Annotated in this window: 32 protein-coding genes and 1 pseudogene; all 33 read left to right on the forward strand. The window is 54.0% G+C overall.

Going from position 1 to position 19,199, the window contains the following annotated elements; all coding sequences use genetic code 11:
* The first annotated feature begins 76 nt into the window (after positions 1 to 76).
* Complete coding sequence (gene rpsL, locus OEZ10_09305) at positions 77 to 451, forward strand: 30S ribosomal protein S12 (GenBank protein ID MDH5633170.1); 375 nt, start codon at positions 77 to 79, stop codon at positions 449 to 451.
* A gap of 123 nt (positions 452 to 574) precedes the next feature.
* Complete coding sequence (rpsG, locus tag OEZ10_09310; GenBank protein MDH5633171.1) at positions 575 to 1,045, forward strand: 30S ribosomal protein S7; 471 nt, start codon at positions 575 to 577, stop codon at positions 1,043 to 1,045.
* Between the two features lie 30 nt (positions 1,046 to 1,075).
* Positions 1,076 to 3,175, forward strand: a complete 2,100-nt coding sequence (gene fusA / locus OEZ10_09315) for an elongation factor G (GenBank protein MDH5633172.1) — start codon at positions 1,076 to 1,078, stop codon at positions 3,173 to 3,175.
* Between the two features lie 55 nt (positions 3,176 to 3,230).
* Positions 3,231 to 4,421 (forward strand): elongation factor Tu, encoded by a 1,191-nt coding sequence (gene tuf, locus OEZ10_09320; protein MDH5633173.1) that lies wholly within the window; start codon positions 3,231 to 3,233, stop codon positions 4,419 to 4,421.
* 5 nt (positions 4,422 to 4,426) lie between these two features.
* Complete coding sequence (rpsJ, locus tag OEZ10_09325) at positions 4,427 to 4,738, forward strand: 30S ribosomal protein S10 (protein MDH5633174.1); 312 nt, start codon at positions 4,427 to 4,429, stop codon at positions 4,736 to 4,738.
* A gap of 43 nt (positions 4,739 to 4,781) precedes the next feature.
* Positions 4,782 to 5,435 (forward strand): 50S ribosomal protein L3, encoded by a 654-nt coding sequence (gene rplC, locus OEZ10_09330; protein ID MDH5633175.1) that lies wholly within the window; start codon positions 4,782 to 4,784, stop codon positions 5,433 to 5,435.
* 10 nt (positions 5,436 to 5,445) lie between these two features.
* Positions 5,446 to 6,069: a 50S ribosomal protein L4 gene (gene rplD / locus OEZ10_09335; GenBank protein MDH5633176.1), complete on the forward strand. Its 624-nt coding sequence runs from the start codon at positions 5,446 to 5,448 to the stop codon at positions 6,067 to 6,069.
* Positions 6,066 to 6,359, forward strand: coding sequence for a 50S ribosomal protein L23 (gene rplW / locus OEZ10_09340; protein MDH5633177.1), 294 nt, complete (start codon positions 6,066 to 6,068; stop codon positions 6,357 to 6,359). Before rplD ends, rplW begins: the two co-directional genes overlap by 4 nt.
* A 6-nt stretch (positions 6,360 to 6,365) precedes the next feature.
* A complete protein-coding gene (gene rplB, locus OEZ10_09345; protein MDH5633178.1) occupies positions 6,366 to 7,193 on the forward strand; it encodes a 50S ribosomal protein L2 in 828 nt (275 codons plus the stop codon).
* 13 nt (positions 7,194 to 7,206) lie between these two features.
* Positions 7,207 to 7,473, forward strand: coding sequence for a 30S ribosomal protein S19 (gene rpsS / locus OEZ10_09350; protein MDH5633179.1), 267 nt, complete (start codon positions 7,207 to 7,209; stop codon positions 7,471 to 7,473).
* 15 nt (positions 7,474 to 7,488) lie between these two features.
* Positions 7,489 to 7,833, forward strand: a complete 345-nt coding sequence (rplV, locus tag OEZ10_09355) for a 50S ribosomal protein L22 (GenBank protein MDH5633180.1) — start codon at positions 7,489 to 7,491, stop codon at positions 7,831 to 7,833.
* The gene (gene rpsC, locus OEZ10_09360; protein MDH5633181.1) at positions 7,833 to 8,516 is read left to right on the forward strand and encodes a 30S ribosomal protein S3; all 684 of its coding nucleotides are present in this window, start codon (positions 7,833 to 7,835) and stop codon (positions 8,514 to 8,516) included. The genes rplV and rpsC overlap by 1 nt, the downstream gene beginning before the upstream one ends.
* Positions 8,517 to 8,535: 19 nt before the next feature.
* Positions 8,536 to 8,946 carry a 50S ribosomal protein L16 gene (gene rplP / locus OEZ10_09365; protein ID MDH5633182.1) on the forward strand — a complete coding sequence of 137 codons (411 nt, stop codon included), beginning with the start codon at positions 8,536 to 8,538 and terminating at the stop codon, positions 8,944 to 8,946.
* Entirely contained in the window at positions 8,947 to 9,147 is a 201-nt protein-coding gene (rpmC, locus tag OEZ10_09370; GenBank protein ID MDH5633183.1) for a 50S ribosomal protein L29, read from the forward strand. It begins immediately after the preceding gene.
* Positions 9,144 to 9,410, forward strand: a complete 267-nt coding sequence (gene rpsQ, locus OEZ10_09375; GenBank protein ID MDH5633184.1) for a 30S ribosomal protein S17 — start codon at positions 9,144 to 9,146, stop codon at positions 9,408 to 9,410. The genes rpmC and rpsQ overlap by 4 nt, the downstream gene beginning before the upstream one ends.
* 16 nt (positions 9,411 to 9,426) lie before the next feature.
* Positions 9,427 to 9,795: a 50S ribosomal protein L14 gene (rplN, locus tag OEZ10_09380; protein ID MDH5633185.1), complete on the forward strand. Its 369-nt coding sequence runs from the start codon at positions 9,427 to 9,429 to the stop codon at positions 9,793 to 9,795.
* 15 nt (positions 9,796 to 9,810) lie between these two features.
* Positions 9,811 to 10,128 carry a 50S ribosomal protein L24 gene (gene rplX, locus OEZ10_09385; GenBank protein ID MDH5633186.1) on the forward strand — a complete coding sequence of 106 codons (318 nt, stop codon included), beginning with the start codon at positions 9,811 to 9,813 and terminating at the stop codon, positions 10,126 to 10,128.
* A 20-nt stretch (positions 10,129 to 10,148) separates the two neighbouring features.
* Positions 10,149 to 10,688 carry a 50S ribosomal protein L5 gene (gene rplE / locus OEZ10_09390; GenBank protein ID MDH5633187.1) on the forward strand — a complete coding sequence of 180 codons (540 nt, stop codon included), beginning with the start codon at positions 10,149 to 10,151 and terminating at the stop codon, positions 10,686 to 10,688.
* A 9-nt stretch (positions 10,689 to 10,697) separates the two neighbouring features.
* Complete coding sequence (gene rpsN, locus OEZ10_09395) at positions 10,698 to 11,003, forward strand: 30S ribosomal protein S14 (GenBank protein MDH5633188.1); 306 nt, start codon at positions 10,698 to 10,700, stop codon at positions 11,001 to 11,003.
* A 21-nt stretch (positions 11,004 to 11,024) separates the two neighbouring features.
* Positions 11,025 to 11,417, forward strand: a complete 393-nt coding sequence (gene rpsH, locus OEZ10_09400) for a 30S ribosomal protein S8 (protein ID MDH5633189.1) — start codon at positions 11,025 to 11,027, stop codon at positions 11,415 to 11,417.
* Between the two features lie 13 nt (positions 11,418 to 11,430).
* Positions 11,431 to 11,964 (forward strand): 50S ribosomal protein L6, encoded by a 534-nt coding sequence (gene rplF, locus OEZ10_09405; protein MDH5633190.1) that lies wholly within the window; start codon positions 11,431 to 11,433, stop codon positions 11,962 to 11,964.
* Positions 11,965 to 11,973: 9 nt separating this feature from the next.
* Positions 11,974 to 12,333 carry a 50S ribosomal protein L18 gene (rplR, locus tag OEZ10_09410; protein MDH5633191.1) on the forward strand — a complete coding sequence of 120 codons (360 nt, stop codon included), beginning with the start codon at positions 11,974 to 11,976 and terminating at the stop codon, positions 12,331 to 12,333.
* Positions 12,334 to 12,381: 48 nt separating this feature from the next.
* A complete protein-coding gene (gene rpsE / locus OEZ10_09415; GenBank protein ID MDH5633192.1) occupies positions 12,382 to 12,852 on the forward strand; it encodes a 30S ribosomal protein S5 in 471 nt (156 codons plus the stop codon).
* Between the two features lie 12 nt (positions 12,853 to 12,864).
* On the forward strand, positions 12,865 to 13,047 hold the full coding sequence (gene rpmD / locus OEZ10_09420) for a 50S ribosomal protein L30 (GenBank protein ID MDH5633193.1): 183 nt from the start codon (positions 12,865 to 12,867) through the stop codon (positions 13,045 to 13,047).
* A gap of 1 nt (position 13,048) precedes the next feature.
* Positions 13,049 to 13,483, forward strand: a complete 435-nt coding sequence (rplO, locus tag OEZ10_09425; GenBank protein ID MDH5633194.1) for a 50S ribosomal protein L15 — start codon at positions 13,049 to 13,051, stop codon at positions 13,481 to 13,483.
* Complete coding sequence (gene secY, locus OEZ10_09430; GenBank protein MDH5633195.1) at positions 13,483 to 14,832, forward strand: preprotein translocase subunit SecY; 1,350 nt, start codon at positions 13,483 to 13,485, stop codon at positions 14,830 to 14,832. The genes rplO and secY overlap by 1 nt, the downstream gene beginning before the upstream one ends.
* A 47-nt stretch (positions 14,833 to 14,879) precedes the next feature.
* Positions 14,880 to 14,993, forward strand: a complete 114-nt coding sequence (gene rpmJ / locus OEZ10_09435) for a 50S ribosomal protein L36 (protein MDH5633196.1) — start codon at positions 14,880 to 14,882, stop codon at positions 14,991 to 14,993.
* A 148-nt stretch (positions 14,994 to 15,141) separates the two neighbouring features.
* On the forward strand, positions 15,142 to 15,498 hold the full coding sequence (rpsM, locus tag OEZ10_09440; GenBank protein MDH5633197.1) for a 30S ribosomal protein S13: 357 nt from the start codon (positions 15,142 to 15,144) through the stop codon (positions 15,496 to 15,498).
* Positions 15,499 to 15,512: 14 nt separating this feature from the next.
* Entirely contained in the window at positions 15,513 to 15,905 is a 393-nt protein-coding gene (gene rpsK / locus OEZ10_09445) for a 30S ribosomal protein S11 (protein ID MDH5633198.1), read from the forward strand.
* 28 nt (positions 15,906 to 15,933) lie between these two features.
* A complete protein-coding gene (gene rpsD, locus OEZ10_09450) occupies positions 15,934 to 16,560 on the forward strand; it encodes a 30S ribosomal protein S4 (GenBank protein MDH5633199.1) in 627 nt (208 codons plus the stop codon).
* A 46-nt stretch (positions 16,561 to 16,606) separates the two neighbouring features.
* Positions 16,607 to 17,608: a DNA-directed RNA polymerase subunit alpha gene (gene rpoA, locus OEZ10_09455; protein MDH5633200.1), complete on the forward strand. Its 1,002-nt coding sequence runs from the start codon at positions 16,607 to 16,609 to the stop codon at positions 17,606 to 17,608.
* A 47-nt stretch (positions 17,609 to 17,655) separates the two neighbouring features.
* Positions 17,656 to 18,015, forward strand: a pseudogene (gene rplQ, locus OEZ10_09460) (50S ribosomal protein L17).
* Positions 18,016 to 18,307: 292 nt separating this feature from the next.
* On the forward strand, positions 18,308 to 19,033 hold the full coding sequence (locus tag OEZ10_09465) for an SAM-dependent chlorinase/fluorinase (GenBank protein MDH5633201.1): 726 nt from the start codon (positions 18,308 to 18,310) through the stop codon (positions 19,031 to 19,033).
* The last annotated feature ends 166 nt before the right edge of the window (positions 19,034 to 19,199 follow it).

The following is a 19,199-nucleotide window of genomic DNA, read 5'->3' on the forward strand; positions in this document are numbered from 1 at the left end:
TCATAGAATCGCGCCCCACCTGACGGGTCAGCCTAATACGCTGGCCTGTTGTTTTTGTTTATGGCTGGAGTGATCAATGCCGACTATTAACCAATTAGTCCGTAAACCGCGCAAGCGGGATGCGAAAAAGTCCAACGTCCCGGCACTGGAGGCCTGTCCCCAGAAGCGTGGAGTGTGCACTCGTGTGTATACCACGACTCCGAAAAAGCCGAACTCGGCTTTGCGTAAGGTGGCACGTGTGCGACTGACCAATGGTTACGAGGTTTCAACCTATATCGGTGGTGAGGGTCACAACCTGCAGGAGCACTCTGTGGTGCTCATCCGCGGTGGCCGTGTGAAAGACTTGCCGGGTGTGCGTTATCACACCGTGCGTGGCGCATTGGATACCTCTGGCGTGAGTGATCGTCGCCAGGGTCGATCCAAGTACGGCGCCAAACGACCCAAGTCCTAATCACACAGAAAAATTAACCGGAAGCGCCGCGTTTAGTCAAACGCGGCGTTTTGCGTCCCTAAGAAGCCTGATCGGTAGCTGCCAGGGACTGTTGAAAACGTAAACTTAGAGCGAAGCAAGGCTATGCCTAGAAGAAGAGAAGTACCAAAACGCCAGGTTCTGCCAGACCCGAAGTTTGGTAGTGAGAAACTGGCCAAGTTCATGAATGTGGTCATGCTCGACGGCAAGAAATCTGTCGCCGAAAAGATCGTCTATGGCGCGCTGGATCTGGTTGCGGAACGTACCAAGAAAGATCCGATGGAAATCTTCGACGTCGCCCTGGAAAACATTAGTCCAGTTGTGGAAGTAAAGAGCCGTCGCGTCGGTGGCGCGACCTATCAGGTTCCCGTGGAAGTGCGTCCGAACCGCCGTATGGCCCTGGCCATGCGCTGGCTAGTCGATGCTGCGCGTAACCGCTCTGAAAAATCCATGGGCCAACGCCTGGCTGGAGAGCTGTCAGAAGCAGCTGAAAAGCGCGGCAATGCCTTCAAGAAGCGCGAAGATGTGCATCGTATGGCAGAAGCCAACAAGGCTTTCTCGCATTATCGCTGGTAAGCAAGAATTTAGAGCAGAGGACAAGCAGTCGTGGCACGCAAAACTCCAATCGAGCGGTACCGTAACGTAGGCATTATGGCGCATATTGACGCCGGCAAGACTACGACTACCGAACGTATCCTGTTTTACACCGGTGTTTCACACAAGATTGGTGAAGTGCATGACGGCGCCGCAACCATGGACTGGATGGAGCAGGAGCAGGAGCGCGGCATCACTATTACGTCTGCTGCTACAACCTGTTTCTGGAAGGGCATGGAGCAGCAGTTCAAGGAACACCGTATCAATATTATAGATACGCCGGGCCACGTTGATTTCACTATCGAAGTAGAGCGTTCGCTGCGTGTCCTGGACGGCGCTGTTGCCGTGTTCTGCGCGGTCGGTGGTGTTGAACCGCAGTCCGAAACCGTATGGCGCCAGGCCAATAAATACGGTGTTCCGCGCATGGCGTTTGTTAACAAGATGGATCGTGCCGGTGCCAACTTCCTGCGTGTAGTGGAGCAGATCAAGAAACGTTTGGGTGCAAACCCGGTTCCGCTCCAGATGAGCATCGGTGCTGAAGACCAGTTTAAGGGCGTGGTTGACTTGATCAAGATGAAGGCCATCTTCTGGAGTGAAGATGACATGGGTATGACCTTCCGTGAAGAAGAGATCCCGGCTGACATCGCCGATACCTGTGCCGAGCTGCGTGAACAGATGATTGAATCTGCCGCCGAGGCCACAGAAGAGCTGATGGAAAAATACCTGGAAGAGGGTGAGTTGTCAGTGGCAGAGATCAAGAAGGGTCTGCGCATACGCACCCTGGCCAATGAAATCATCCCGGTTATGTGTGGTTCCGCCTTCAAGAACAAGGGTGTTCAGGCCATGCTCGACGCAATGGTTGAGTTCATGCCGTCACCGGTTGACGTGCCTGCCATCAAGGGTGTCCTTGATGACAAGGACGAAACCGAAGCTGAGCGCCATTCGTCCGATGAGGAGCCGTTTTCGGCCCTGGCATTCAAGATTGCGACTGACCCGTTTGTGGGTCAGCTGGTGTTCTTCCGCGTCTACTCAGGCGTCTTGAACTCCGGCGATACCGTTTATAACGCAGTGCGTCAGAAGAAAGAGCGCATTGGCCGAATTCTGCAGATGCACGCCAACTCTCGTGAAGAAATCAAGGAAGTGCGTGCCGGTGATATTGCCGCGGCAGTGGGTCTGAAGGACATCACTACCGGTGATACCCTGTGTGATCCGAACAACATTATTACCCTGGAACGCATGGAATTCCCGGATCCGGTTATCTCTCAGGCCGTTGAACCGAAGACCAAGGCAGACCAGGAAAAAATGGGCCTGGCACTTAGTCGCCTGGCGCAGGAAGATCCGTCATTCCGTGTTCGCACTGATGAAGAATCCGGCCAGACGATTATTTCCGGAATGGGCGAGCTCCATCTCGATATTATTATTGACCGTATGAGGCGTGAATTTGGCGTTGAAGCCAATGTCGGCGCCCCGCAGGTTGCCTATCGCGAAACCATTCGCAAGACCATCGAACATCAGCACAAGTACGCCAAGCAGTCAGGTGGGCGTGGACAGTACGGCGATGTTCATTTGCGTCTTGAGCCACAGGAACCGGGTGCCGGCTTCCAGTTTGTAGATGAAATCAAGGGCGGTGTGGTTCCGCGTGAATACATCCCCGCCGTCCAGAAGGGTGTTGAAGAAGCCTTGGGTCGCGGCATTCGTGCAGGCTTTCCTGTTGTGGACGTAAAGGTTGCGCTGTTCTTTGGTTCCTACCATGAAGTGGACTCGTCTGAAAACGCGTTCAAGATGGCCGGATCCATGTGTTTCCGTGAAGCGGCACAATTGGCAAACCCTGTTCTGCTTGAGCCCATCATGGCCGTGGAAGTTGTTACCCCGGAAGATTACATGGGCAGTGTGAACGGTGATCTGAATTCTCGTCGCGGTGTGATTCTTGGTATGGATGATGCCCCTGCCGGCAAGATCGTCAAGGCCGAAGTTCCGCTGGCAGAAATGTTTGGTTATGCCACCTCGTTGCGTTCCGCAACCCAGGGTCGCGCCAACTATAGTATGGAATTCAAGAAGTACGCGCCGGCGCCTAACAGTGTGGCGGAAACCGTCATCAAGAAGGCAAGCTGACGCGATCGGGTAATGGTTTAACGTTTTATACAAGATACAGAACGAGGCTCCCAAGATGTCCAAGGAAAAATTTGAACGCAACAAGCCCCACGTCAACGTGGGCACCATCGGCCACGTCGACCATGGCAAGACCACGCTGACTGCGGCCCTGACCAAGGTATTGAGCGCGAAGTCCGGCGGCGAGTTCAAGGATTACGCCGACATCGATAACGCCCCGGAAGAGCGTGAGCGCGGTATCACCATCGCCACCGCCCACGTGGAATACGAAACGGACGCGCGTCACTATGCCCACGTGGATTGCCCGGGCCATGCCGACTACGTCAAGAACATGATTACCGGTGCCGCCCAGATGGACGGCGCCATCCTGGTGGTATCTGCCGCTGACGGCCCGATGCCCCAGACCCGTGAACACATCCTGCTGGCCCGCCAGGTCGGCGTGCCGTACATCGTGGTCTACCTGAACAAGGCCGACCAGGTGGATGACGCCGAACTGCTGGAACTGGTGGAAATGGAAGTACGCGAACTGCTGGACAGCTACGACTTCCCGGGTGATGACACCCCGATCGTCACCGGTTCTGCGCTGAAGGCGCTGCAAGGCGACACCTCTGATATCGGTGAGCCGTCTATCGAGAAACTGGCCGCTGCCCTGGATTCCTACATCCCGCAGCCGGAACGCGCCGTTGACGGCGACTTCCTGATGCCAGTAGAAGACGTCTTCTCCATCTCCGGTCGTGGTACCGTGGTCACCGGCCGTATCGAGCGCGGCATCGTCAAGGTTGGCGATGAAATCCAGATCGTCGGTATCAAGGATACTGCCACCACCACCTGCACCGGCGTGGAAATGTTCCGCAAGCTGCTGGACCAGGGCCAGGCAGGCGACAACGTCGGTATCCTGCTGCGTGGCACCAAGCGTGAAGAAGTAGAGCGTGGCCAGGTACTGTGCAAGCCCAATTCCATCAAGCCGCATACCCACTTCGAAGCTGAAGTGTACGTGCTGAGCAAGGAAGAAGGCGGCCGTCATACCCCGTTCTTCAACGGTTACCGTCCGCAGTTCTACTTCCGTACGACTGACGTGACCGGTGCCTGCACCCTGCCGGAAGGCACGGAAATGGTTATGCCTGGCGACAACGTCAAGATGACCGTACAGCTCATCGCCCCGATCGCCATGGAAGATGGCCTGCGTTTCGCGATTCGCGAAGGCGGCCGTACCGTTGGCGCCGGTGTGGTATCGAAGATTATTGAGTAATTGAGATGACGAACCAGAAGATTCGAATTCGGCTGAAAGCCTACGATCACCGCCTGATCGACCGTTCCGCTTCAGAAATCGTGGAAACGGCCAAACGTACCGGCGCCATGGTCAAGGGCCCGATCCCTTTGCCAACTCGCATTGAGCGTTTCACGCTGCTGAGCTCTCCGCATGTCAACAAGAGTGCTCGAGACCAGTATGAAATTCGTACGCACAAGCGAATCATGGACATCATTGAGCCGACCGATAAAACGGTCGACGCGCTGATGAAACTGGATCTGGCTGCCGGCGTCGATGTAGAGATCAAGCTTAACTAATTTGTTGTTAAGCCAAACAGGTAGTTTAAAAAGGTAACGTGACATGGCACTTGGAATAATTGGCCGCAAACTGGGAATGACTCGCGTCTATGCCGAAGACGGCACTGCGACTCCCGTCACTGTTCTTGAAGTCACGCCTAACCGCGTAACGCAGGTCAAGAAACTTGAAAAAGATGGATACCGTGCCGTCCAGGTGACCGTCGGTAACCGCCGTCCCGGTCGTGTGACCAAGGCGATGGCTGGGCATTTTGCCAAGGCAGGCGTCGAAGCCGGGCGAATGGTCAGCGAATTTCGCCTGACTGATGGCGAAGGTGAAGAGCTGGCAGCCGGTGGCGAATTGAAAGTAGACATGTTCCAGGCCGGACAGAAAGTTGATGTCCAGGGTACATCTATCGGTAAGGGTTTTGCCGGTGTTATCAAGCGCCACCATTTCGGCGGTGGTCGTGCATCACACGGTAACTCGTTGAGTCATCGCGCCCCGGGTTCTATTGGTCAATGCCAGGATCCCGGCCGCGTGTTCAAGAACAAGAAGATGGCAGGGCAAATGGGTAACGTCGTACGTACCCAGCAGAATCTGGAAATTGTTCAGATTGATGCGGAAAAGAATTTGATGTTGGTGAAGGGCTCTATTCCGGGCTCAAAAGGCGCCGATGTTATTGTCAAGCCTTCGGTGAAGGCCGTGAGTGCAAGTGAATAAGGACTGGGCAATGAAACTCAGTGTAATGAAAGATGGCGGCGCAAAAACGGCGGATATGGATGTATCCGATGTGGTGTTTGGCGCTGCATTTAATGAAGACCTGGTTCACCAGATCGTGATTGCTTACCAGGCCAATGGCCGGCAGGGCAGTCGCGCTCAGAAGAATCGTTCTGCCGTAAGTGGCGGCGGCATCAAGCCATGGCGCCAGAAAGGCACAGGCCGGGCACGCGCCGGTACTATCCGTAGTCCAATATGGCGCGGTGGTGGCAAGGTGTTCCCGTCTTCACCGGATGAAAACTTTTCGCAGAAAGTGAACAAAAAGGTACACCGTGCCGGTATGCGTTCGATTCTGTCCGAGCTGGCTCGCCTGGAGCGCCTGGTTGCTGTTGAAGACATGGCTATGGCTGCACCGAAAACCCGCGAACTGGCCGGAAAGCTCGCAGCAATGAAGGCGGAAAAGAGCGTATTGATTGTTACCGAGACTGAAGACCGCAACCTGGTCCTGTCCGCGCGCAACCTGCCTTATGTCAGCGTTTGCGTAGCGTCGGCGATTAACCCGGTTAACCTGGTAGGCCATGAACAAATTATCATGACCACCGGAGCGGTGAAGCGTTGCGAGGAGATGCTGGCATGAAGGAAGAACAGGTCTACCAGGTAATTCTGGCACCGGTCATCTCTGAAAAATCCGCCCAGGCGGCGGACAAGCATGACCAGTATTGTTTCCGTGTACAGGAGACAGCAACCAAGCCGCAGATCAAACAAGCGGTGGAAAAGTTGTTCGATGTGAAGGTTAAATCCGTTCAGGTCAGCAATGTACGTGGAAAGATGAAGTACGGCCGCCATCCGGGCAAGCGCCCGAACTGGAAGAAGGCGTTCGTTCGCCTGCAAAGCGGCCAGGAAATCGATTTCATGGGAACAGGGTGATAGAAAATGGCAGTCGTTAAGTTAAAACCGACTTCGGCCGGTCGCCGTGGAACGGTACAGATCAAGGGTGATGGCCTGCACAAGGGCGCACCTTACGCGCCATTGGTTGAAAAGAAAGCTACGATTGATGGTCGTAACAATGCCGGTCGGGTAACCGTCCGCCACCGTGGGGGCGGCCACAAGCGCCACTATCGTGTTATTGATTTCAAGCGTAACAAGGACGGTATCCCGGCCCGTGTAGAACGCCTGGAATACGATCCGAACCGAAGTGCGCATATTGCACTGGTTCTGTACGCAGATGGCGAACGTCGCTACATCATTGCACCGAAGGGTGTAAATGCCGGTGCGGAAATTCTTTCCGGTCCGGAAGCACCGATCAAGCCAGGTTGCAACCTGCCGATCCGTAACATACCGGTTGGTAGCACGGTTCATTGCATTGAAATGAAACCGGGTAAGGGCGCGCAGTTGGCGCGTTCTGCCGGTGCCGGTGTTCAGCTGGTTGCACGGGAAGGCAGTTATGCCCAGGTTCGCCTGCGCTCCGGCGAAGTGCGCAGAATCCACGTTGATTGCCGCGCAACTATTGGCGAAGTGGGCAACTCGGAACACAGCCTGCGCAAGCTCGGTAAGGCCGGTGCAAAGCGTTGGCGCGGTATTCGTCCGACTGTTCGCGGCGTTGCCATGAACCCGGTCGACCATCCACATGGTGGTGGTGAAGGCCGCACTTCCGGTGGCCGTCACCCGGTCTCACCGTGGGGTATGCCGACCAAGGGTTACAAGACTCGCGCTAACAAGAGAACGGACAAGATGATCGTTCGCCGCCGTAAACGTAAGTAAAGAGGGTTAAATAGTGCCACGTTCAGTACATAAGGGCCCCTTCGTCGACCATCACCTGATGGCGAAAGTGTTGAAAGCACAGGAAGAGAACAGTCGCAAGCCGATCAAGACCTGGTCGCGGCGCTCGACTGTACTGCCGGAATTTATCGGCCTGACCATTGCCGTGCATAACGGACGTCAGCATGTGCCTATCCTGGTCTCCGATAACATGGTTGGCCACAAGCTGGGTGAATTTGTTCCTACGCGTACCTACAAGGGTCACGCGGCAGACAAGAAGTAATAGAGAGTTACTACGATGGAAGCGAAAGCCATTGCTAAAAATATCCGGACCTCGGCGCAAAAGGCGCGACTGGTCGCGGATCAGATTCGTGGACTGCCTGTAGACAAGGCGCTTGAATTGCTGCAGTTCAGTACCAAGAAGGCCGCGTTGCCAATTCGCAAGTGTCTCGAGTCTGCTATTGCCAATGCCGAACATAACGAAGGCGCGGACATAGATGAGCTGAAAGTCAGCCGAATTTGCGTTGACGAAGGTTCCGTCATGAAGCGTTGGCAAGCTCGTGCAAAGGGTCGTGGGGTACGAATTCTCAAACGTACCAGCCATATCAGCGTCACCGTTGGTGACAGCAAAGGGGGCAAATAATGGGTCAGAAAGTACACCCGATTGGAATGCGGCTTGGCGTAGTCCGTGACTGGACTGCCAGATGGTATGCAGGCGGCACCGACTTTGCGGACAACCTGATTACAGATCTGAAGCTGCGTGATTATCTTAAAGACAAGCTGAAAAACGCGGCAGTCAGCAAGATTCTTATTGATCGCCCTGCCCAGGAAAATATCAACGTAACGGTTCATACCGCGCGTCCCGGTATCGTCATCGGCAAGAAGGGTGAAGATATCGAGAAAATGCGCAAGGAGCTGAGTGCGTTTACCGGCCGCCAGGTTCATCTGTCGGTAGAAGAAGTGCGCAAGCCGGAACTGGATGCGCAACTGGTTGCCGAGAGCATTGCCCAGCAACTGGAAAAGCGTGTCATGTTCCGTCGCGCCATGAAGCGTGCCGTGCAGAACGCCATGCGTCTGCGCGCCGGTGGCGTCAAGGTTATGATCAGCGGTCGCCTGAACGGTGCAGAAATTGCCCGTACAGAATGGTATCGCGAAGGTCGTGTTCCGCTGCACACGCTGCGTGCGGATATCGACTATGGATTCGCCGAAGCAGCAACAACGTACGGCATCATTGGCATCAAGGTTTGGATTTTCAAGGGCGAGGTCTTTGATCGGGATGAAGCTGCTTCATTGGAAGCTGATTCCGGCAAAAAGGCCAGTGCCTGAGATTTCGGAGTAAAGAGAGATGTTACAACCGAAAAGAACAAAATTTCGCAAGGTGCAAAAAGGCCGTAACCGGGGCAATGCCCGCGGTACCAAGGTCAGCTTTGGCGAGTATGGTCTGAAAGCTACTACGCGTGGCCGCGTAACCGCGCGCCAGATCGAGGCTGCACGTCGTGCCATGACGCGTCACATCAAGCGTGGTGGTCGTATCTGGATTCGTATTTTCCCGGACAAGCCGATCTCCAAGAAGCCTCTTGAAGTTCGTATGGGTAAGGGCAAGGGTAACCCGGAGTACTGGGTATCCCAGGTCAAGCCAGGAGCAGTACTGTACGAGATGGAAGGCGTGACAGAAGAAATTGCACGCGAAGCGTTCCGTCTGGCTGCTGCCAAGTTGCCGGTACTTACAACATTTGTTTCTCGTCAGGTGGGCTAAATGAAGGCAAACAAGATTCGTGAGATGGATGCCACAGGCATGCAGAAAGAGCTGACAGCCCTGTACAAGGAACAGTTTGCGCTGCGTATGCAAAATTCGACTGGCCAGCTGGCGCAGACATCACAGTTGAAACGGGTACGTCGCGATATTGCCCGCATTCGTACCGTTATGAATGAAAAGTCTAAAGGTGAATCGGCATGAGTGAGCAAACACAAACTGCACGTTCAGTGACCGGTACCGTGGTCAGCAGCAAGATGGACAAGAGCATTGTCGTTGCTGTGGATCGGAAGGTGGCCCACCCGCTGTACAAGAAGTTTATTAGCCAGCGTACCAAGCTTCACGCTCATGATGAAAATAATGAGTGCGGAGAGGGTGATGTTGTAATGATTGAAGAGTGTCGTCCGCTGTCCAAAACCAAGTCCTGGAGACTGGTCAAGGTGGTTGAGAAGGCAGTGAAGGTATAGAGCGGAGCCAGAAACCATGATTCAGATGCAAAGCACGCTGACTGTGGCTGATAACAGTGGCGCTAAAAAAGTTCAGTGTATTAAGGTTCTGGGCGGTTCCAAGCGTCGCTATGCCGGTATCGGCGATATCATCAAGGTCAGTATCAAGGAAGCGATCCCGCGTGGTCGTGTGAAAAAGGGCGATGTGTACAACGCCGTTATCGTTCGCACCAAGAAGGGCGTGCGCCGCAATGATGGCTCTGTAATTCGCTTTGATAACAATTCTGCTGTTTTGCTGAACCAGGCACTGCAGCCGATTGGAACACGTATTTTCGGCCCGGTTACCCGTGAACTGCGCTCTGAAAATTTCATGAAAATCATTTCGCTGGCCCCCGAGGTCCTTTAAAAGCGGTGGATGACAATGGCCAAGATTAGAAAAGGCGACAAAGTCGTAGTGCTGACAGGCAAGGACAAGGGCAAGCAAGGCTCTGTTCTTCGTGTTCTGGATGACAACCGTGTATTGGTTGAGAAGATCAACATGATCACCCGGCACGTAAGACCGAATCCGAATCAGGGTGTAACCGGCGGGCGCGTTGAACAGGAAGCGCCGCTGCAGATTTCCAATGTAGCATTGGTAAATCCGGCCACAGGCAAGGCCGATCGTGTCGGTTACAAGATCCTGGAAGATGGCAAAAAGGTTCGTTACTTCAAGAGTAACGGCGAAGTTGCAGACGTTTAAGTTCGACAGGAACAAGAGCAATGACTCGACTGGAACAGAAGTACAAAGAAGTGGTTGTGCCGGAGCTGATGAAAAAGTTCGGGTACAAAAACGTGATGGAAGTCCCGCGCATTACCAAGATCACCGTTAATATGGGTGTGGGTGGTGCAATGGCTGACAAGAAGCTGATTGAACATGCAACCGGTGACCTGGAAAAGATCGCCGGCCAGAAGCCTATTGTCACCTATGCCCGCAAGTCCGTTGCGGCATTCAAGGTGCGCGAAGGCTGGCCAATTGGTTGCAAGGTCACCATGCGTCGTGCACGCATGTATGAATTCCTGGATCGCCTGGTAAGCATCGCGATTCCGCGTATTCGCGATTTCCGTGGGCTGAACGGCAAATCTTTTGACGGTCGCGGAAACTATTCAATGGGTGTGCGTGAGCAGATTATTTTCCCGGAAATAGATTACGACAAGATTGATCAGGTTCGTGGAATGGATATCACCATTACTACCACTGCACGCACCGACGAAGAAGGTCGCGCGTTGCTGGACGCGTTCAATTTCCCGATTAAGGGTTGAGGAAAGAAGATGGCAAAGAAATCCATGGTCATGCGTGACGAGAAGCGAAAGGCAATATCTGCCAAGTACGCTTCCAGGCGTACAGAACTGAAGGCAAAGATCAAAAGCCCCAATACTTCGGTAGAGGAGCGCGATGCCGCCATTCTGTCATTGCAGAAGATGCCGCGTGATGCAAGTCGTTGCCGTATTCGCAATCGTTGCCGGATTACCGGAAGGCCGAGAGGCTACTACCGGAAGTTTGGTCTTTCCAGAAACCGCCTGCGCGAAGTACTGGATCGCGGAGAAGTGCCGGGCGCAGTGCGCTCGAGCTGGTAAGGATAAGGCAGGTATAAAGCTATGATGACAGATCCAATTGCAGATATGTTCACCCGCATTCGTAATGCCCACAAGGCAGAGAAGGCGAGTGTTTTGGTACCGGCTTCCAAGACCAAGAAGGCGGTGCTCCAGGTATTGAAGGACGAAGGCTTTATTATCGACTTCAAGGACGCCGAGTTGCTGGGCAAGCCGGCACTGTCCATTGACTTGAAGTATTTCGAAGGTCGCCCGGTAATTGCCGAATTGAAGCGGGTAAGTACGCCGGGTCGTCGTCTGTACAGCGGTCGCCACGATATGCCGAAGGTTTCCGGTGGTCTGGGTATCGCAATTGTTTCGACTTCGAAAGGTATTATGACTGATCGTTCAGCCCGGGAAGCCGGTGTGGGCGGTGAAATTTTGTGTTACGTATCGTAAGCAGGACGAAAAGATGTCAAGGGTAGCCAAATCACCAGTAGAGATCCCGGGTGGTGTTGATTTCAACATCAATTCGGGTCTTGTTACTGTCAAGGGTCCAAAGGGCCAGCTGGAACATCAGCTGCACGAGTTGGTGGAAATCAGTCAGGACGATAATGTCCTGACATTTGCTGCGAAAGATAATTCACAGCAGGCCAGGGCATTGTCCGGGACCACCCGCGCTGTTGTCAGCAACATGGTAACCGGGGTCAGCCAGGGCTTTGAAAAGAAAATGACCATCATCGGTGTTGGTTATCGTGCCGCGGTACAGGGCAGTGCACTTAACCTCACGCTCGGATTTTCGCACCCGGTGGCCTACCCGATTCCCGAAGGTATTACCATCGAGTGTCCGAGCCAGACAGAAATTGTTGTCAAGGGTGCGAACAAGCAACAGGTTGGTCAGGTGGCTGCCGAGATTCGCGCCTATCGTCCGCCAGAGCCTTACAAGGGCAAGGGTGTGCGCTACACAGATGAACACGTAATTCGCAAAGAAGCGAAGAAGAAATAAGGTAACCATATGGCTATTTCCAAGGCAAACAGACGTACTCGTCGCGCCAGCAGGTCACGCAGCAAGATTGCCCGTTTCGGCGCTACGCGCCTGTGCGTATTCCGCTCGGCTCGTCACATTTACGCCCAGATCATTGATGAGACAGGCAGCAAGGTGCTGGCTTCTGCTTCAACACTCGAAACGGAAATGCGCAAGGAGCTGGCAAACGGTGGCAATATCAACGCGGCATCTGTCGTTGGCAAGCGTATCGCGGAAAAAGCCAAGGCCGCCGGTATTGAAAAAGTTGCCTTTGACCGTTCCGGTTTTAAATATCATGGCCGTATCAAGGCTTTGGCCGACGCCGCTCGTGAAGCGGGCCTGAATTTCTAAGAGGAGATAATCGTGGCAGCATCTCAAAACGAAGCCCGCGCCGATAACATGACCGAAAAGCTCATTGGTGTTCGCCGTGTAGCCAAGGTAGTCAAGGGTGGGCGCCAGTTTGGTTTTTCCGCGCTGACAGTAGTCGGTGACGGCAATGGCCGAGTTGGTATGGGTCGTGGCAAGGCGCGTGAAGTGCCGATCGCTGTACAAAAGGCGATGGAAAATGCCCGCAAAAACATGGTCAAGATTGATTTGGCCGGCAGCACGCTGCATCACGAAGTATCTGTCCGTGAAGGCTCCGCTCGCGTAGTGATGCGCCCGGCGTCTGAAGGTACAGGCATCATCGCCGGCGGCGCCATGCGTGCCGTATTCGAAGTTGCCGGAGTGCAGGATGTGTTGGCCAAGGTAATTGGCTCACGCAATCCTATTAACGTGGTTCGCGCCACGCTGAAGGCATTACGCACTATCCAGGATCCTTCTTCTGTCGCTGCCAAGCGCGGCAAGAAGGTCAAGGACATTATTGGTTAAGGGGTTGCGCAAATGGCAAAGACATTGAAAGTAACATTGGTGCGCAGCCCGATCGGTACAGGCAAGAAACACCAGGCCTGTGTTCGTGGGCTGGGATTGCGCCGTATTCGTCATACGGTCGAGGTGGCTGATACGCCGGAAAATCGCGGCATGATTAACAAGGTCAGCTACATGTTGAAGTGCGAGGAGGCCTGAGATGCGCCTGAATACAATTAAACCGGCAGCGGGTAGCAGGCCGAGTCGAAAGCGCGTAGGCCGTGGCATCGGTTCCGGTCTCGGCAAAACTGCCGGTCGCGGCCATAAGGGTCAGAAAGCACGTGCCGGCGGCTACCACAAGGTAGGTTTTGAGGGCGGCCAGATGCCTATCCAGCGTCGTCTGCCAAAGCGTGGATTTACCGCGCGCATAACCGCTGATACCGGACGGGTTCGTTTGCACGAACTGGCTACGGTCAAAGCCGATGTGATTGACCTGGACGCGTTGAAGCAGGCGCATCTGGTCGCGCAGCAGGTCAAAAAAGCGAAAGTATTTTTGTCCGGCAAGCTGGACAAGGCCGTTACCCTCAAGGGTATCGCCGTAACTCCGGGTGCGCGTGAAGCGATTACACAGGCCGGGGGCAAGGTAGAAGACTGATGGCAAAAGCTGGACCGGGCATGGCGGGCAACACGGGTGCCTTGGGTAAATTCGCCGATCTGAAAGCGCGCATCCTGTTTGTACTGGGTGCGCTCATCGTTTATCGGCTTGGAACCTATATCCCGGTCCCGGGCATTAATGCTGCGGCATGGGCAGAGCTGTTCAAACAGTCCCAGAACTCCATAGTTGGGCTGTTTAACATGTTTTCCGGTGGCGCACTGTCCCGTATGTCTGTATTTGCGTTGAACGTGATGCCCTATATTTCGGCATCCATTATTATGCAGTTGCTGACCGCAACCGTGCCTTCGCTTGAGCAGCTCAAGAAAGAAGGCGAATCCGGTCGCCGCAAGATTACCCAGTACACCCGTTACGGAACCGTGTTGCTGGCAGCGTTTCAGTCGTTTGGTATCGCAATCGCCCTGGAAGGTCAGGTTATGGGCGGTGCCAACGTCGTTATTGAGCCGGGTGTCGGATTCAAGCTGGTCACCGTCGTAACGCTTGTCACAGGCACGCTGTTCCTGATGTGGCTGGGCGAACAGATTACCGAACGAGGTATCGGCAACGGTATTTCGATCATTATATTTGCCGGTATCGTCGCGGGATTGCCTTCCGCTATCGGTAACACGCTGGAACTGGCTAACCGAGGCACTTACCAGCCGTTGTTCGTGCTGTTCCTGTTTATTGCAGCCATTGCGGTAACCGCCGGGGTAATATTTGTAGAGCGTGGTCAGCGCCGAATCCAGGTGAATTACCAGAAACGGCAGCAGGGTCGCCGTATTATTGGGGGCCAGAGCAGCCATTTGCCGCTGAAGCTGAACATGGCTGGCGTAATTCCGCCGATTTTTGCGTCGAGCATAATTTTATTCCCGGCAACAATCGGGCAGTGGTTCGGCAATTCCGAAGGTATGGGCTGGTTGCGTGACATCGCCACCACCCTGGGCCCGGGCCAACCGCTTTACATTGTGCTGTATACGGCAGCGATCGTTTTCTTCTGCTTTTTCTACACGGCGTTGGTCTTCAACTCCAAGGAAATGGCAGAAAACCTGAAAAAATCCGGGGCCCTGGTTCCGGGTATCAGGCCGGGCATTCAGACTGCCAACTATATTGACAAGGTAACTTCACGCCTGACGTTCTGGGGTGCGATTTACATCACAATAGTATGTTTGATTCCGGAAATCATGATTGTGAAGTGGAATGTACCGTTCTATTTTGGCGGTACCTCTATTCTGATTGTGGTGGTGGTGTGCATGGACTTTATGGCTCAGGTTCAGAACCATATTATGTCGCACCAGTACGAGAGTTTGATGAAGAAGGCCAGTCTGACTGGCGGTATGGGTCTAGGCCGGTAATCGGTCCCCGGGCTTTTTTCCAGGTCGGGCTTAAGGAGTAAACAGGTATGAAAGTTCGTGCATCGGTCAAAAAGCTGTGCCGGAATTGCAAGGTAGTGCGCCGCAAGGGCGTGGTTCGGATTATTTGCTCCGATCCGACGCACAAGCAGCGTCAAGGCTAGAATCGATCTGAATAGGACTGAAAATCAGGCAGTTACAGGCCTGATTTGGCTTGATTTTAGGCAGCACTGTCTATATTCTTGCGCGTTTTCGCGCGACCCCTTCCCTTGCTGCGGAAAGGGGGATTTTGAAACGGTGGAGAAAAGGTAAATGGCCCGTATTGCAGGCGTAAATATACCGAATCACAAGCATCTGGAGATCGCTTTGACGGCGATTTACGGTATCGGACGCAAGCGTTCACAGGATATCTGTGATGCAGCCGGTCTGGCTCGTGATATCAAGGTGCAACAGCTTACCGAAACGGATCTGGAAAAGATTCGTGGCGAAATAGCGAAATTTGAAACCGAAGGTGACCTGCGTCGATCGGTGAACATGAATATCAAGCGTTTGATGGATCTCGGCAGTTACCGTGGAATTCGTCATCGCCGGGGCCTGCCAGTTCGCGGACAGCGCACCAAAACCAATGCGCGTACCCGCAAGGGCCCACGCCGTGCCATCAAGAAATAACCGGGTAAGGAATTATGGCAAATCCCAAGGCTAGCAAGGTCAAAAAGAAGGTTAAAAAGAACGTCATCGAAGGCATTGCCCACGTTCACGCGTCTTTTAACAATACCATTATTTCTATCAGTGATCGTCAGGGCAACGTGCTGAGCTGGGCCACTGCGGGTGGTTCCGGTTTCCGTGGTTCCCGCAAGAGCACCCCGTTTGCCGCACAGGTTGCGGCTCAACGAGCCGGTGAGATGGCCCGGGAGCACGGTATGAAAAACCTGGAAGTACGCATCAAGGGTCCTGGCCCGGGTCGCGAATCAGCTGTTCGAGCGCTGAATGCACTGGGATTTGAGATCAGCAATATTACTGACGTGACGCCGATTCCGCATAACGGTTGCCGTCCGTCCAAGAAGCGCCGCGTATAAGCCCGGCATGTGATTACGGAGAGTTACAGTGGCTCGATATACAGATTCCAAGTGTCGCCTTTGCAGAAGAGAAGGTGGAAAGCTTTTTCTGAAGGGTGAGAAATGTTATTCCGCCGGTTGCCCGGTTGAACGCCGCGCTTACCCGCCGGGACAGCACGGTCAGCGTCGTACCCGGGTATCGGATTATGGCCTGCAGTTGCGTGAAAAACAGAAGTTGCGTCGCATTTACGGCATTCTTGAAAAACAGTTTGCCGCATACTATGCGGAGGCTGACCGCCGCAAGGGCTCTACAGGTGAAAACCTGCTGAAACTGCTTGAGGGTCGCCTGGATAATGTCGTATTCCGTATGGGTTTCGGCTGCTCACGCACCGAAGCCCGTCAGCTGGTTCGTCATAATGGTGTGAAGGTCAACGGCAAGCGGGTGAACATTCCTTCTTACCAGCTGCGTCCTGAAGACACCATTGAGTTGACCGGTGGCGCCAAGGAACAGCTGCGCGTCAAGGCGGCGTATGAAGCTGCTGAACAGCGCGGCCTGCCAGAATGGCTGGAAGTTGACAGCAAGGCAATGAAGGGTGTTTACAAGGCAGTACCGGATCGTTCCGACCTGTCAGCAGACATCAACGAAGCCCTGGTAGTCGCCTTGTACTCCAAGTAGTCCAGGAATTACGTAATAACCGGTAATTACGCGAGGAAGCATTAATATGCCGAATGCAGCGATGGAATTTCTCAAGCCACGTCTGGTTGATGTGCAGACGTTGAGTGGAACGCACGCGAAGATCACACTGGAGCCGCTAGAGCGTGGCTTCGGACATACCCTGGGCAATGCGCTGCGTCGTATTCTGCTGTCTTCCATGCCAGGAAGTGCCATTACCGAGGTCAAGATTGACGGCGTTCTTCACGAGTACTCTGCCATCGAAGGTGTTCAGGAAGACGTCCTGGAAATTTTGCTCAACCTAAAGAACGTCGCGTTGCGTATGCATAATCGCAGTGAAGCAGTTCTTAAGCTGAGCAAGGACGGGGCCGGCGAAGTTAAGGCCGGCGATATCCAGCTTGATCATGATGTCGAAGTCGTGGACCCGGAACAGCATATTTGTACGCTCACCAAGGGCGGCAAGATCAGCATGGAATTGCGTATCAATATGGGTCGCGGCTACCAACCGGCAGCTACACGCCACAATGAAGGTGATCGCTCCATCGGCGCCATGCAGGTCGATGCCTCGTACAGCCCTGTGTATCGTGTTTCCTATGCGGTTGAAAATGCGCGTGTGGAGCAGCGTACCGATCTGGACAGGTTGATCCTTGATATCGAAACCAACGGTGCCATTGATCCGGAAGAAGCGGTTCGTCGCGCAGCCAATATTTTGCAGGACCAGATTTCCATCTTTGTCGAGCTGGAAAATCCGGAAACTGAAGTGGTCACCACCAAGGAACCGGAAATGGATCCGATTCTCCTGCGCCCGGTTGATGACCTGGAACTGACCGTTCGTTCGGCGAACTGCCTGAAGGCAGAGAATATTTTCTACATCGGCGACCTCATCCAGCGTACCGAGTTTGAATTGCTCAAAACTCCGAACCTGGGCAAAAAGTCGCTGACAGAAATCAAGGATGTGCTTGCACAGCACAGCCTGTCACTGGGTATGAAATTGGAAAACTGGCCGCCGGCTTCCCTGAAAGACAAGGGAGACCAGGCGGAATCTGCCTAATTACCGTTGCGTGTAGGCAGCATTATAAAGCTTGAGAGGTTAGTACCATGCGTCATCTAAAGAGTGGCCGTAAATTCAATCGGACCAGCAGTCATCGCCAGGCGATGTTTCGTAACATGGCGGTATCGCTGTTTCGTCATGAGCAGATTCGCACAACCTTGCCAAAGGCCAAGGAGTTGCGTCGAGTAGCAGAACCGCTCATCACCCTGGCCAAGAACGCAACGGTGGCTAACCGTCGCCTGGCTTTTTCCAGGCTGCGTGACCGTGCTGTCGTAACCAAGCTTTTTGATGAGCTCGGCGTACACTTCAAGGATCGCCCGGGTGGCTACCTGCGCGTTCTGAAGAGCGGATTCCGTGCGGGTGACAATGCGCCGATGGCGATTGTTCAGCTGGTCGGTCGTGACCTGGCCGCAGCCGCCGAAGCTCCGGTTGAAAAGACAGCCAAGTCTGCCAAGGCTGAACCGGTAGAATCCAAGGAAGATGCAGCTGAAGAGGCGCCGAAGAAGACTGCTGCCAAAAAGACTGCGAAGAAAGCAGCAAAGAAAAAGGCTGCCAAGAAGAAGGCTTCAAAGAAAAAAGCAGCCAAAAAAGCTGACTAAATCCGGCAACGGCCCACTGGGCCATGCAGGTGCAAAAATCAAAAGCCGGGCGATGCCCGGCTTTTTTGTTTCTCCTTCCGAATTTCAGGATGCGTCGATCATGATTTTGTTGTTTACGGATTTTGGTGTGAACGATATTTACGCTGGACAGGTCAGGGCAGTCCTTGCGCAGCGCTGTCCGGAGGTTCCGGTGGTTGACCTGTTTCATGACGCACCGGCTTTCAACGTGCGCGCCAGCGCCCGGCTGTTGGCATCCCTGGTTGAGCGAGTGCCGGATGACAGCATTATTATGGCAGTTGTCGATCCAGGTGTAGGCAGTGACCGCCGGGCCATTATGGTCAAGACTGGTCGCCATACGTTTGTCGGGCCGGACAACGGTCTGCTGGCCCTGGCTGCGCGACCCGCCAGCCGAACGCTGGTCGCAACCTTGCCGGTACCGGTTACGGCGTCGCCAACGTTTCACGGACGCGACCTGTTTGCGCCGGTGGTCGCGCAGCTGGCAGTCGGCCAGCAACCCGCTCTTGCCGGAAGTCTCGATCAGCTGGTTGGTGATGACTGGGACGATGATCTGGCAGAAATTATTTATGTGGATCATTACGGCAACCTGGTAACCGGCCTCAAAGCAGGAGCCGTTACGGCAGTTCACCGGCTGTTCGTGAACGACGTAGCGATCAGTCAATCCCGAATATTTGATGATGTCTCTATTGGCGAACTGATGTGGTACGAAAACTCCCTCGGGCTGGTCGAAATCGCCAGGAACCAGGGCAGTGCAGCCGCACACCTGGGTGCAAAAATCGGAACCCGGGTTCAAACTGAGAATCAGTGAATGAGTGCCCAAATATCCGGAAATTTGGGCTAAACTGTGTCTTCGTGGACAGTATTTTTGCGACGAATTGTGCACGTGATGGCCCATTGGAAAACCTGGTACCGGTAAAACATAAGGCACCAGGATAATTATTTTGGAAGTTCAAAGGCTGCCGGAGAGCGGTTCA

The sequence above is a fragment of the Gammaproteobacteria bacterium genome, from assembly GCA_029880545.1.
GTDB lineage: Bacteria > Pseudomonadota > Gammaproteobacteria > Acidiferrobacterales > SZUA-150 > JAOUOD01.